11 protein-coding genes and 1 tRNA gene are annotated in these 13,373 nt (G+C 52.9%); 6 read left to right on the top strand and 6 right to left on the bottom strand.

Annotated elements, in window-relative coordinates; genetic code table 11:
- Positions 1 to 1,005 precede the first annotated feature (1,005 nt).
- From ETV65_RS03800 to ETV65_RS03790, 3 genes are read right to left on the bottom strand one after another with little or no spacing between them, the layout of a single operon-like run.
- A complete protein-coding gene (locus tag ETV65_RS03800; protein ID WP_129639812.1) occupies positions 1,006 to 1,866 on the bottom strand; it encodes an SMP-30/gluconolactonase/LRE family protein in 861 nt (286 codons plus the stop codon).
- Positions 1,867 to 1,923: 57 nt separating this feature from the next.
- Positions 1,924 to 2,397 carry a DMT family transporter gene (locus tag ETV65_RS03795; protein WP_004958554.1) on the bottom strand — a complete coding sequence of 158 codons (474 nt, stop codon included), beginning with the start codon at positions 2,395 to 2,397 and terminating at the stop codon, positions 1,924 to 1,926.
- 14 nt (positions 2,398 to 2,411) lie between these two features.
- Positions 2,412 to 3,809, bottom strand: a complete 1,398-nt coding sequence (locus tag ETV65_RS03790) for an amidohydrolase family protein (protein ID WP_129639813.1) — start codon at positions 3,807 to 3,809, stop codon at positions 2,412 to 2,414.
- A gap of 130 nt (positions 3,810 to 3,939) precedes the next feature.
- Between ETV65_RS03790 and ETV65_RS03785 the strand changes: the two genes are divergently transcribed.
- Positions 3,940 to 4,857: a LysR family transcriptional regulator gene (locus tag ETV65_RS03785; RefSeq protein WP_042569315.1), complete on the top strand. Its 918-nt coding sequence runs from the start codon at positions 3,940 to 3,942 to the stop codon at positions 4,855 to 4,857.
- Between the two features lie 94 nt (positions 4,858 to 4,951).
- Here the strand turns inward: ETV65_RS03785 and ETV65_RS03780 are convergent, their stop codons facing one another.
- On the bottom strand, positions 4,952 to 6,142 hold the full coding sequence (locus ETV65_RS03780) for an MFS transporter (RefSeq protein WP_129639814.1): 1,191 nt from the start codon (positions 6,140 to 6,142) through the stop codon (positions 4,952 to 4,954).
- Positions 6,143 to 6,229: 87 nt separating this feature from the next.
- On the opposite strand from ETV65_RS03780, the gene ETV65_RS03775 reads away from it, so the two are divergent.
- A complete protein-coding gene (locus ETV65_RS03775; protein ID WP_129639815.1) occupies positions 6,230 to 7,024 on the top strand; it encodes a helix-turn-helix transcriptional regulator in 795 nt (264 codons plus the stop codon).
- Between the two features lie 246 nt (positions 7,025 to 7,270).
- On the opposite strand, the gene ETV65_RS03770 is transcribed toward ETV65_RS03775, so the two are convergent.
- Both ETV65_RS03770 and ETV65_RS03765 read right to left on the bottom strand, forming a co-directional pair.
- Positions 7,271 to 8,539 (bottom strand): integrase arm-type DNA-binding domain-containing protein, encoded by a 1,269-nt coding sequence (locus tag ETV65_RS03770; protein WP_129639816.1) that lies wholly within the window; start codon positions 8,537 to 8,539, stop codon positions 7,271 to 7,273.
- Positions 8,540 to 8,700: 161 nt separating this feature from the next.
- A tRNA-Asn gene (locus ETV65_RS03765) sits at positions 8,701 to 8,776 on the bottom strand.
- Between the two features lie 395 nt (positions 8,777 to 9,171).
- On the opposite strand from ETV65_RS03765, the gene ETV65_RS03760 reads away from it, so the two are divergent.
- From ETV65_RS03760 to ETV65_RS03745, 4 genes are read left to right on the top strand one after another with little or no spacing between them, the layout of a single operon-like run.
- On the top strand, positions 9,172 to 10,044 hold the full coding sequence (locus ETV65_RS03760) for a MurR/RpiR family transcriptional regulator (protein WP_129951634.1): 873 nt from the start codon (positions 9,172 to 9,174) through the stop codon (positions 10,042 to 10,044).
- 36 nt (positions 10,045 to 10,080) lie between these two features.
- Entirely contained in the window at positions 10,081 to 10,668 is a 588-nt protein-coding gene (gene ddpX, locus ETV65_RS03755; RefSeq protein ID WP_129951633.1) for a D-alanyl-D-alanine dipeptidase, read from the top strand.
- Between the two features lie 47 nt (positions 10,669 to 10,715).
- Entirely contained in the window at positions 10,716 to 12,296 is a 1,581-nt protein-coding gene (locus ETV65_RS03750) for an ABC transporter substrate-binding protein (RefSeq protein ID WP_129951632.1), read from the top strand.
- A 59-nt stretch (positions 12,297 to 12,355) separates the two neighbouring features.
- Positions 12,356 to 13,372 (top strand): ABC transporter permease, encoded by a 1,017-nt coding sequence (locus ETV65_RS03745; RefSeq protein ID WP_129951631.1) that lies wholly within the window; start codon positions 12,356 to 12,358, stop codon positions 13,370 to 13,372.
- Position 13,373: the final 1 nt, after the last annotated feature.

Raw genomic sequence — 13,373 nt, 5'->3', positions numbered from 1 at the left:
CTTCGGTCAATCGTTCTGTGATTTCAGTCTATAACGGTTATTTAGTTCGAGAGAAATAACTTTTATGATGATTACCTATATTGTTTCTTTTGATCAGTCCTTCATACTCAATAATTACTGAAAACTATGCTTCTATACTTGGGTACTGTTAAAGATGCATAGATTCTATGCCGTCAGGAGGTCATAGCTCATAAGCGATTAAGATGCTCAGCAAGATGCCGAACTCGGACGTCAGCACGATACAGCTCATGATATATGTATTCGATGTTTACCAGAGGCCGCTTTATGTGATCCGGTAGGGACGGGGTACAGGTCAGTAAACCAGTCTGTCTCCATCAGTAGCATGCATGCCGAACCTGGGGACATTGTGGAGGTCGATACCAGCGGAGTGGTGATTGTCCTATGCGCAAAAGCTGAAGATGTCGCCAGAGTCTCTCATGAGATCGAGAAAACGAAGTCGCGGATAAGTGCATTGGACAATGAGGGTACCAGAGCGAATACGGAAAACCTGACGCGCCTTTTATGCCAGCTCAATGCAAGGTGCTTAAAGAATTTTCCTGGGGGGTGGGTAGTATGTTCTGGCCAATAACTTAAGTATGGCATCACGTTGATGCCGGACGTCAGCCAGAGAAACATCGGAATAAGCGCTTAAGGCACCGGAGCATGAAAAGCAAGAAGCCCGTTTACTAGACGTGCTTCTGAAATTTGGCCTCACTGATCGGGATCATCTTTGAAAGTAACTGGCTAATAAGTAAGCTAAAACTAAGTTTCCTTTCTGTTAAGACCACGAATTGTTGCGGGTAACATAAATCTGGGTTGAGCAATCCCTGGCATGTGTTGATCGTTTCTATCGTGTTCTTTGAAAAGGAAGCGTAGCTAGAGCGAACATTGAAGAGTCTGTTCTAAGATAAACTGTGTCCATAGAGGTTTGACTATCTGCTCCGTGCCAGAAGCGGACGTTTTCTTTGAGCCTGAACTGCCAAATTTCTATCAGTATCAAAACCATTAAACTGTGTGTGCCGCAAAGCGGTTTTCAGGTAATCCGGGACTGAGATCAGATTTAGCTTTGAGCAATGCACCGTCATATTCAGACAGCGTAGTGAGTCCCACTGTAGCCGTGGTGCAATAGAGACGGGTAAAACCCTCACCGGCGAGTGTCGGACAGGTGCTCTGGATTCCAGGTGACGTCAGAATAGCGTCTGTGGTCCCATCCGGGCGGTAACGGACAACACGGTTCCCCCCCCATTCAGCATTCCATAGATAGCCCATCTCATCCACGCAGGAGCCGTCAGGCGCGCCGCTGCCTTCGCTTTCGGCGAACATGTGCTGGTTCTGCAGCGAGGGGTAATCACAGCACATTATCCGACCCTGCATCGAGTCACAGTAATAGAGTGTGAAACCATCGGGGCTGAAACAGATGCTGTTCGGTATAGCGACATCGGGCAGTGCAAACGTCTCAACGGTCAGCGTTGCCGCGTTGAGTCGATGAAACTTACCGATGACTTTAACGGGATAACCGTCGTCCATCGTCCCGAAGACAAAATTACCGGCACGGTCACATCGTCCATCACCTATGCGGGTACCGGTGTCTCCCGGTGAAGCGACCACTGGGATAATTAACCCGCTGTTGAGATCGTAGAAAGCCAGCCTTGACGAGAATCCCATCAGCAGAATGTGACTTTGTTCAGTCAGTGCAAAGGAACCAAGGCGTTCAGGCAGCGACCAGCGCATCACAGCATCATTGCCTTCTTCTATGGCGAGCAGTTCACTGGCTTCAATGTCAGTCCAGTAGAGCCTGCGGGTTCTTTCACACCACAGCGGGCACTCTCCGAGCGTATTCCTGACCTCAGCTGCAATTGAAAACATGATAATCCTCCGGATATAAAAGGTCGTATTGCACGATGGTAAAAGTGGATAACGCAGTTACTGCAGAAAACGTGCAGAGAGCCGATCGCCGAAAAGCATGACGGCAAGTCCGATCAGCATGACAACCATGCCCCCCAGCCGGAGTAACGAAACCGGACGCCGCACCGCGCCCAGCAAGCCAAAATGATCAATCATCTGCGAGGAAAGTAACTGTCCGACAATCGCCAGCCCGAGCAGAGCTGAAAACCCGATTTTCGGCGCAAGCACGACATAGCTGAACAGGGCACATGCGCCTATCATTCCGCCCGCCAGACTCCAGAGGGGTTGCGACGGGATCGCCGCCAGCGATGTCATCAACCCACCCCGCAGCAGCGCGTAAATCCCCAGACTGAACGCGCCCGCCGTAAATGAAAACAGCGCCGCAGTGACCGGGTCGCCGCCCAGTCCCTTTGCCAGCTGGCTGTTCAGGGTCGTCTGCAGGGTGATCCCCAGGCCTGCGGCAAAAGCGATTACGTAATAGATCATACCCATGCTTTTCATCCTGGTCAGTCGGCCTGCACCAGCGGCAGGAAGGTGTCAGCAAAAATGTCAGGCTGGTAGCCAGAGGCTGCAAAAAGGTGCTCACGCGACTCATCAATCGCCGCACGTAGTCGCGCGCTGTCTACGCCCAGCACCTTACCGTTCTGTTTAACGATGCGTCCGCCGATCATGACGGTGTCGATGTTGCTGCGCTCGGCGGCATGAACCACCGTGCCAAAGGCATTGCCGGACGGGTAAAGATTGAGATCACTGACGCTAATCATCACCAGGTCGGCTTGTTTGCCTGGCGTCAGGCTGCCCACTTTGTCCTGCAGCCCTGCACAGGCAGCGCCATCAAGAGTCGCGGCTTTAAGGAGTTGCGCCGCCGGAAGCGTTTTCAGCGCATGTTCAGAATCGCAGCACTGCTGCTGATGCATGCCCATCACGCGCTGCAGGTAAAAGGCGACGCGCATCTCCATAAACATATCGGTGCTGTACGACGTTTCATTGTCTACGCTCAGGCCAGGGTTGATGCCATGACGCTGCGCGGCCTCAATGGCGAACATCCCGCTTTCGATGCCATAGTGCGAATCTGAGCGCGGGCAGACGTTCACCCTGACACCGGCCTCCCGCAGAATTTTCCATCCCCGGTCGGGCAGCGCCGTGCAGTGATTGAAAATATTGTCCGGACCCAGCAGCCCCTGCTGATGCAGCAACTCAAGTTCAGACCCCATCTCAGCGCCAAAGAACTCAGTGACAATCGACAGTCCCAGCCTGCGAGCCTCGGCCCACAACTCCGGCTCCAGCTGGGCCATGACGGCGAGAGAGACCAGGCTTTCAGGGTTGTCGGTGAAATACTTATCCTGCAGACGCTGCCAGTTTCCCGGCCAGTGCGCTTTATCCCATTCGCCAGCTACCGGTGCGCCGGAAGCATGAATGGCACGAATGCCGGTATCAAGCAGGGCCTCGACGGCGGCATCGGAATGCGCTGCGGTTCGGCTGTTGTGCGAGTTATCGATCATCGTGGTGATGCCCGCGTCAATAGCGCCCAGCGCCGTCAGCAGGTTGCCAACATAGATATCGGCAGGACGGTAATATTTAGCGAAGGAGAAGTGCGTGGCGTTGCTGTAGTCGTCCAGGCAGGTGGCGTTTGGGTTAATTCGGCGCAGCTGTCCTTCCCATGCGTGACGATGAGAATCGACCATTCCCGGCATGGCGATCATGTTGGTGGCATCAATGACATGCGCACCCGGCACATCAAGGTTCTGGCCGACGGCGGTAATCGTTGAGCCGTTGATGAGAATATCGCCGCGCTCAATGTTACCGACGTTCCCGTCCATGCTCAGTATCGTCGCGCCACGAATCAACGTAGCCTGTGAAGTGACATTCTGATTGTTAACAATATTTCGGATGTAGTCGGTCATTAAACCTGCCTCTTTCCTGATTAATGGGGGAACGATACGCCACGTCATTAGCCTGAAAAAGATGCTTAAAGCGTTTTCATAATTCATAATTCGCGAATAATCAGACTCACTTTTACCCAGGAGCAGTACGATGGATCGGATTCAGGCTATGCAGGTTTTTATAAGGGTTGCTGAAGCCGGAAGCTTTGTGCGCGCGGCAGAGACACTGTCACTGCCAGCTTCCACCGTCACCAGCACGATTAAAAATCTGGAGAAATACCTGCAGGTGCGTCTGCTTAACCGGACGACGAGGCGGGTCAGACTCACTCCTGAAGGCCTGCAGTATCTTGCGCAGTGCCGGGAAATCCTTTCACTGATTGAACACACGGAATCCAGCCTGACCGATTCCGTCAGGCGGCCCCAGGGGCGACTGCGGATAGATATGCCCGGTGGGATCGCCCATTTTATCGTCATGCCGAATCTGAAAGATTTTTACCGGCTCTATCCGGATATTTATCTGATGATTGGCGTCAGCGACCGGCAGGTTGATCTTGTTCAGGAAGGTGTGGATTGCGTCATCAGAACCGGGGAATTAACCGACTCCACGCTGGTTGCCCGTCCCCTTGGCCGGTTTCGCTGGGTGACCTGTGCCTCGCCGGACTATCTCAGGGAGTACGGTATCCCTGAGACGCCGGAAGCGTTGTCACAGCATCGGGCAATCCATTACTTTTCCGGTTCGGGAAGACGGACCAATGAACTGCGTTTTACGCGTGGCACTGAGATGCTTTCAGTTCCGGTAGAAGGAGACGCAGCCGTTAACGAAACGGGACTCTATATCAGACTGTGTCTTGAGGGTTTTGGGCTGGCGCAGCTTGCTGAGAATGTGATTTCGGAGAATCTGCAGCAAGGCAAGCTGGTCGAGGTTCTGGCGGACTGGCAGCCACCTTCAGTGCCGGTGACGATGCTCTATCCGCATCAGCGTTTTCTCTCTCCCGCAGTGCGTGCTTTTGCTGACTGGGTCGCCGGGCTTTTTAACGATGGCGCAGGTCAAAAACGGTCTTCTCTGTAAAAGGTCGCCTTAAGTAACAGGGATATTTATGGGAACGATAATGGAGAGTATCCGCAGCAGGAGAACAGAGCGCTCTCCTGCTGTGTCGGCAAATTCAGCCCGGCTGCTGTGCCGGTTCCAGGTGTGCATTTCGTCCGGCCGCCATTCCGGTGCAGGCACCAGCGACCGCGATTGCTGCGGTCATCAGTAATGGCAATGTCCAGCCTCCGGACAACTCCTGTACTTTGCCCAGCAGCAGCGGACCCATCGCCGCCATCAGATAACCGACGCTCTGCGCCATGCCTGACAGCGCGGCAGCGTCACCGGCATTTTTGGTACGTAGCCCGATGAAGGTCAGGCCCAGCATCATACTGGCACCCGAGCCGAAGCCGAGAAGAGCAGCCCACAGCATCCCCAGATTCGGCAGGTACAGGATGCCGATAAAGGACGCAGCGGTTAACAGGCTGACGCCGGCAGCGGCTGCTTTCTGATCGTTGAGGCGACGCAGCGTGGCCGCCAGAATCAGGCCGGGAATGGCGGTGGTCAGCTGAAGAATGCCGTGTACTTCACCGGCCTGGGCTGAGGAGAGTCCACTGTCCGTTAGAATGGCGGGCAGCCAGCCGACAGCAACATAAAACGGCATCGCATTCAGGCCCATAAACAAGGTGACCTGCCATGCCAGAGGCGAGCGCCAGACCGCGATGGTCGCCGTTTTTTTCTCACCCGCTGCTGGCAACTGATGCTTCATCTTTAACTGGGGCAACCATAAAAGCAACGCAAGCAGCGGTGCAATAACCAGCATGGCTAACGCGATGTTCCAGCCCCAGCTCTGCGTCAGAGGAATGACAACGGCTGAACCAATAGCACCAGCCGCGCCCATGGTGATGGAATATGCCCCCGTCACGGAAGCCACGTTGCCAGAAAAGTCGCGTTTGATAAGGCCAGGCAACAGGACATTGCCGAGCGCAATCCCGATACCTATCAATATGGTCCCGCCATAAAGCGCCCAGACACTGCCTGTGGAGCGAAGCAGGATGCCCGCTGAAATCACGACCAGGGCACCAAAAAGGGTGCGTTCAAGACCGTACTTGTGTGAGATGGATGCGCTCAGCGGTGAAAAGGCGGCAAAGGCCAGTAAAGGCAGCGAGTTAAGCAACCCAACGGCAGTAATACTTAGCCCAAAATCATGGCGAATAGACTCTAAAACGGGTGCGATAGCGGTAAAAGGAACACGCAGGTTGATAGCTATAAAAAGGATGCCGGTCACAAGTATGATTGAAGACCACTTGTTCGTAGTGTGGGACATAAATTTTGCTTTCTCTGGTAAAAAGAGAGACTTTAAAGGACGCATGAGTTACAGAATATAGATAACCTGACAACATATAACTAAATCATGCCAGTTAATAAAAAACCGGTGACCTCACCGGATGAGTTTAATGCCGATGCTTTCAGTCAGGCTGCTATCGCGCTGCATGTATCATCGTCAGGCGAGTATGCAGGTCAGAGTCCGCACGCTCACCGTAAGGGACAACTTATTATCTCTTTGCGCGGTGCAGTGAGCTGTGAGGTTGAGGATGCGCTGTGGCTTGTTCCACCGGGACATGCTGTCTGGGTTCCGGGTGAAATATCCCACAGTTGCCGGGTCACGAAGAATGCAGATACCTGCTTTCTTTTTATCGAACCCGGCGCGGCAGCGATGCCGGAAATCTGCTGTACCCTGGCGATTACTTCTCTGGTCCGCGAGCTTGTTCTGTATCTGGCAGAGCAGGGACAGGCTTATTCACCTGACAGTAAAACCGCCAGGCTCGCAGCGGTGCTGCTGGAGCATATTCCGGATGTGCCGGTTGAAGCGCTCCATCTTCCCGTATCCGATCATCCTAAAATCCGGAATATGGCTGAGGCACTTTTTAATGAGCCTGATGATCGGCGAACGTTAAAGCAGTGGGCTGCACATCTGGTCACCAGCGAACGATCGCTGGCCAGGCTGATAAAAGAGGCGACAGGAATGAGCTTTGGTCGCTGGCGTCAGCAACTGCATTTGATGATTGCCCTGAGCCATCTGGCTGAAGGTCAATCCGTGCAGCGCGTAGCCGGAACGCTGGGATATGATTCTGTCAGCGCGTTTATTACGATGTTCAGAAAAGCGCTGGGGAAATCACCGACGCAATATTTTTCGTCTCTAAACTAATGCAAAACAACACAAACCGAATTTTTATAAAGAATGCCAGCGTCCGCTGTTCGCTCATAACTGACCTAATCCGTTTCCGTAGATAGTTCTAAATGATAAGCGGAACTCACACTTTCGATTCACGCAGGTCAATTCGGTTGAAGATGCTCATAAACGGCTTAACAATTTATATGAACTGAAGCCAGAAAAATGCCGTACCAGTACAGACTGATACGGCTATTTTTGTGGTTTATTTTGTCAGAGGGGTTATCCCATTGTGCAACTGATTTCCTTCCCACAAATATAAGGTGGGGCATACGCTCTCCGGCACATATCCAGATAATCCGACCACCATTGCATCATCGCTTTACGGGCATCAAGATATTCTGCTTTATGGATGTAAGCCGCTCGAACGCTGTTACGCTCCTTGTGACTCATCTGCCGTTCAACCGCATCCTGCGCCCATAGGCCAGACTCCATTAGGGCACTACATGCCATTGCCCGAAATCCGTGGCCGCAGATTTCATCTTTTGTGTCATAGCCCATCAGGCGTAGCGCCTTATTGACTGTGTTTTCGCACATCGGTTTATACGGATTATGATCGCCGGGGAATACCAACACCTGATGTCCGGATATTTCCCGTATCTGTTTCAGAATAGCAATAGACTGGCAGGAGAGTGGAACGATATGTGGAGTGCGCATTTTTGCACCACGGCCAGAGTAGCGGACGCCGGGGATGGACTCGCGAGTGGCAGGAATGGTCCAGATTCTATTTTTGAAATCGATCTCAGACCAACGGGCGAAACGCAGTTCGCTGGAACGGATGAATAGGTGAAGGGTGAGTAATACGGCCAGGCGGGTTAACTCTCGTCCTTGCTGGTAGTCCTCAATGCGAGCTAACAGTTCCGGTAGCCGCTCCAACTGAAGGGCGGGGTAGTGACGTTTAACGGGCGGGGCAATGATACCCTCCAGATTTGCTGCCGGATTGTGCTCTATCAACTCCTGATGTACGGCATGACGCATGATGTTGCACATATGCTGCCGGGTACGTGCTGCGACTTCCAGCAGACCTTTTTGCTCAATGCCTTTCAGAAGGTCGATAAAGTGACGAGGTTTCAGTTCAGCTACCGGCAAGTGTCCAATCACAGGGAATATATGATTGTTCATGCTGGCAAGCAGACGGGAGGCGTGGTTCTCTGACCATGTCCGGTTGCTTTTATGCCAGTCCAGTGCCACATACTTGAAAGTTTTTTCTGGCGAGTAAGTGGCTCTTTCAGCAGAGCGCTGTTGTGCTGGATTGATATTATGCGCCAGCAATTTACGGATACCATCACGCTGTTGACGAGCATCAGCCAAAGACACGTCGGGGTAGGCGCCTAAGCCAAGTCGAGATTCTTTTCTACTGATACGATATTTGAGATACCAGAGACGTGAACCGCCTGGATTAACCAACAGGTACAGACCATGGGAATCGGAAATTTTGAAGGGTTTAGCGGATGGTTTTAAGCTGCGGATTTTTGTGTCGTTAAGAGACATTTGGGGGTCACTCCGTCATCGAACCAACATGACCCCAAATCTGACCACCAAATTCTCCCGATGCGGAGAGAAAACTAAAAATGCATCGGGAAGATTTTTCACACTAACTCGTTGAATCTAAATCGTATAAAGATTCGTGAAGATGCATGAAAACATAAATTTGGCTCCTCTGACTGGACTCGAACCAGTGACATACGGATTAACAGTCCGCCGTTCTACCGACTGAACTACAGAGGAATCGTTGGAACGGGGCGAATAATAGCGACTGCCCCGTGGCATGTCAAAGGGTTAACGAAAAAAGTTGTCTGACTGTTCTCTTAATGTTCAACCTGTTGACTATTAAGACAAAGTGGTTAAAGCCTCTGCAGTTTTTCCTCATGCTTTCGCCTTGTCATGGCTGTATTGCACTAAAAGCACTCACAAGTTGCCTGATTGTTGTGCAAGCGTTATCGATAAGTTTGGTTCCGGCCGTTCTTCAGCAAGTTTTTTGCCAGTTGCCTGCCATAACATCATCATAAATTCAGATCTTCCGCACAAATTTCATTCATTTCCCGAAACTGGCACATCCCGTGCATTGTTATTTTACTAACAACGTCTAGCTTTTTGACAATGAAGCAACAGAGGATGCACTGATGCAGCCAGCGCAGGATGTGATTGAACAAATCGAAGCCTCGTTTGCCGGACAGACGCCGACGGGCAAACGCATTGCCAGCTACCTGCTGGCAAATCTTGCACAGATCCCGTTTGAAACGGCGGACAGCATTGCGCGTAGCGCGGCGACCAGCGGCATTTCTGTCGGGCGCTATCTGCGCAGCCTGGGCTATCGTAATCTCGATCATTTCAAGCAAATGCTGCGTCTGCAAAGCGGCACATCCTATCAGCCGTGGGTGGTTACCGATCGTCTGGGTGCTTACCGCGAACGCAGCAAACAGCCGCAGCAGGAAAAGTTGCAGCAGTCGCTGACGCTCGAGCTTGGCGCCATTAATCACGTCTATCAGCTGGCGCAAACTGACAGTTTTGCGCAGATCAGCCGTCGCCTGGCTGAGGCTGAGGCGGTGTTTATTCTCGGTATTCAGTCGGTGCGCGGCATTGCCAATAACTTCGCCAGTTATCTCGAATACTTACGTCCGAAAGTTTATTTCGCCGACGGGCTTTCCGGCACCTATGTTGAATCCCTGAATTCGGAATTCACGCAGCCCTATCTGGTGGTCACCGATACCCGTGCATATTCGAAGATGGCGCAAACCTATTGCGAAGCTGCGTGTGAACGCGGCCTGAACGTGGCACTGATTACTGACATTTATTGCCCGTGGGCGCGCGATTATCCGGTAGATCTGTTGCAGGTGAAAACCGACACCGGCCAGTTCTGGGACTCGATGGCACCGCTCAGTTGCCTGTTCAACTTGCTGTGCTCGGCAGTACTCGAACTGCGCGGTAACGATGTTGAACAACGGCTGGCAAATAACCGGATTTTGCAAAAACAGCTCGGACAATTTGAATCGTAAATTCATTGCAACGACAGGAACGGAAAGACATTAACCATGACCACCAATAATAAAACACCTGACATCGCACTGACTGATCTGGCCGAAGTTTTGCCCGATGCCGTGATTGACCTGAAGTATGCCACCGCAGATAACCTGACCGGTCAGCCGATTTATTGTGAATCGCGTTGCCTGCTGCACCCCGATGCCGCCTCGGCTTTAGTTCGCTGCAATGAAGTGGCGAAACTGGCAGGTTTTACCCTGAAAATTTATGACGCTTACCGGCCGCAGGCGGCGCAGGCCTGTTTATGGGCGGCGTTTCCGAATCCGGATTATGTGGTGGATATCAGGCTCGGCTCGCATCACAGCCGCGGGGTGGCCGTCGATCTCACCTTGCTGGATGAGCAGGGGGAAGTCGTGGATATGGGCGCGGGTTTCGATGAAATGACGGAAGTATCGCATCCGTTTTATCCCGATTTACCGCCACACATCCAGCGTAACCGCTTGTTGCTCAACGCCGTGATGGCAGCGGGTGGCTTTAAAGGTATCGCCAGCGAGTGGTGGCACTTTGAATTACCGGATGCCAATACGTATCCGTTGTTGGAAGAGCGGTTCGGCTGCTATCCGCCGGTTAATGCCGCGTAATCATTGCACGTCTCTTATCACTTTTTGACAGAGCCAGGAGTTCCCCGATGAGCAACACAGCAATCAAAACGTTCCGCAAAAATACGAAAACACAGGTCGCCGGTGCCATTTTTCTCGCCTTGTCAGGCTTAAGTTTTGCCACGCAGGCCGCCGTGCCGAAAGACATGCTGGTGATTGGTAAAGCAGCCGATCCGCAAACGTTGGATCCGGCGGTGACTATCGACAACAACGACTGGACGGTCACGTATCCGGCGTATCAGCGTCTGGTGCAGTATAAAACCGAAGGCGGTAAAGGCTCGACGCAGGTCGAAGGGGATCTGGCGGCAAGCTGGACGGCTTCACCGGATCAACTCGTCTGGACCTTCAAACTCAAGCCGGGCGCCAAATTTGATGACGGCACTGAAGTTAATGCCGATGCCGTGAAATGGTCATTCGATCGTCTGATGAAAATCGGCCAGGGCCCGTCGGAAGCCTTCCCGAAAGACATGACGGTCTCGGTGGTGGATCCGCTGACGGTCACGTTCACACTCAAAACGCCGTTCGCGCCATTCCTCTACACGCTGGCGAATGACGGTGCGGGGATCGTCAATCCGGCGATTGCTAAAGCCAATCCTGCTGATGAAGGCAAGGCATGGCTGGCCGGTCATACCGCCGGTTCCGGCCCTTATAAGCTCGATCGCTGGCAGAAAGGTCAGCAACTGGTGCTGGTGCCGAACCCGTATTACAGCGGCGCAAAGCCAGCCTTCAAACGCGTGACCGTGAAAATTATCGGTGAAAGCGCTACCCGCCGTCTGCAACTTTCACGTGGGGATCTGGATATCGCTGATTCCCTGCCGGTGGACCAGTTGGCTGCGCTGAAGAAAGAAGACAACGTCGCCGTTGAGGAATTTCCGTCGTTGCGCGTGACGTATCTGTATCTCAACAACGGCAAAGCACCGTTCAGTCAGGTGGATTTACGCCGCGCGATTTCCTCTGCCGTGGATTATCAGGGCATGGTGAAAGGTATTCTTGGCGGTAACGCTAAACAGATGCGCGGGCCCATCCCTGACGGTATGTGGGGCTTCGACCCGACGGCAAAACAATACAGTCTGGATCTGACGCAGGCCAAAGCCGACCTCGGGAAAGTCAAAGACAAGTCGCAGACGCTGGACTTCCTGTATTCCGATAACGATCCGAACTGGGAAGCTATCGCACTTTCCGTGCAGGCCAGCCTGGGTCAGGCCGGGATTAACGTGAAACTGGAAAAGCTGGCTAACGCTACCATGCGCGACCGTATCGGGCAGGGCGATTACGACATCTCAATCGGTAACTGGAGCCCGGATTTTGCCGACCCGTACATGTTTATGAACTACTGGTTTGAGTCCGACAAGAAAGGCCTGCCGGGTAACCGTTCCTTCTATTCCAATCCGCAGGTTGATGCGTTGCTGAAAAAAGCCGTGTCGGTGACCGACCAGAAACAGCGCACCGAGTACTACCAGCAGGCGCAGAAAATTGTTATCGACGAAGCGGCGTATGTGTATTTGTTCCAGAAAAACTACCAGGTGGCGATGAACAAAGACGTGAAGGGCTTTGTTTTCAACCCGATGCTCGAACAAGTGTTCAACGTTGGTCAAATGCATAAACAGTAACCGCAATATCATTCACGAAAACCCTTTCACGACCTGAAAGGGTTTTACGGGGAAAAACTATGACTTTTTGGACTCTGATCCGCCAGCGCTGCTGGGGGCTGATACTGGTGATGGCGGGGGTTTGCGTCATTACTTTTATCATCTCGCATATGATCCCTGGTGATCCGGCTCGGTTGCTGGCGGGCGATCGCGCAAGCAATGAAATGGTTGAACATATCCGTGAGCAACTGGGGCTGAATCAGCCGCTGTATGTGCAGTTTTTCCGTTACGTCAGCGACCTGCTGCACGGCGATTTGGGCACTTCAATCCGCACCGGTCGTCCGGTGCTGGAAGACCTGAAAGCCTTCTTCCCGGCGACGTTAGAACTGGCGGTCAGTGCGCTGTTTCTGGCGATTGTGCTCGGTATTCCGCTGGGTGTGCTGTCGGCAGTTTACCGTAATAAACTCCCCGATCATCTGGTGCGTTTGCTTTCGGTGCTGGGTATCTCCACGCCTGCGTTCTGGCTGGGGCTGGGTGTCATCATCCTGTTCTACGGCCATCTTAACCTGCTGCCGGGCGGTGGAAGGCTGGATGACTGGATGGATCCGCCTGCCAATATCACTGGTTTTTATGTGCTCGATTCTTTGCTGACCGGCAACCGGGAGGCTTTCTGGAACAGTCTGCAACATCTGGCGATGCCTGCGCTGACGCTGGCGTTTGTGCATATGGGGATTGTGGCGCGTCAGATCCGCTCGGCGATGCTGGAGCAACTGAATGAAGACTACATCCGTACGGCGCGTGCCAACGGGCTTTCCCGCTGGCGGGTGATCCTCAGCCACGCCTTGCCGAATGCACTGATCCCGTCCGTGACCGTGCTCGGGCTGGCGATGGGGGATTTACTCTACGGTGCGGTGCTGACGGAAACCGTTTTTGCCTGGCCGGGCATGGGGGCGTATGTCGTGAATTCGATTCAGGCGCTGGACTTTCCGGCAGTGATGGGCTTTGCGGTAGTGGTGTCGTTCGCATACGTGATCGTCAATTTGTGTGTGGATTTGCTGTATGTGTGGATCGATCCGCGCATCGGACGTGAGGGGTGAG

Origin of the sequence: Rahnella sp. RFA10(1/100) (genome assembly GCF_004195115.1) — a bacterium.
Taxonomy (GTDB): Bacteria; Pseudomonadota; Gammaproteobacteria; order Enterobacterales; family Enterobacteriaceae; genus Rahnella; species Rahnella perminowiae.
The sequence above is the reverse complement of the archived record's forward strand: the minus strand, read 5'-3'. Positions and strand labels throughout refer to the sequence as shown.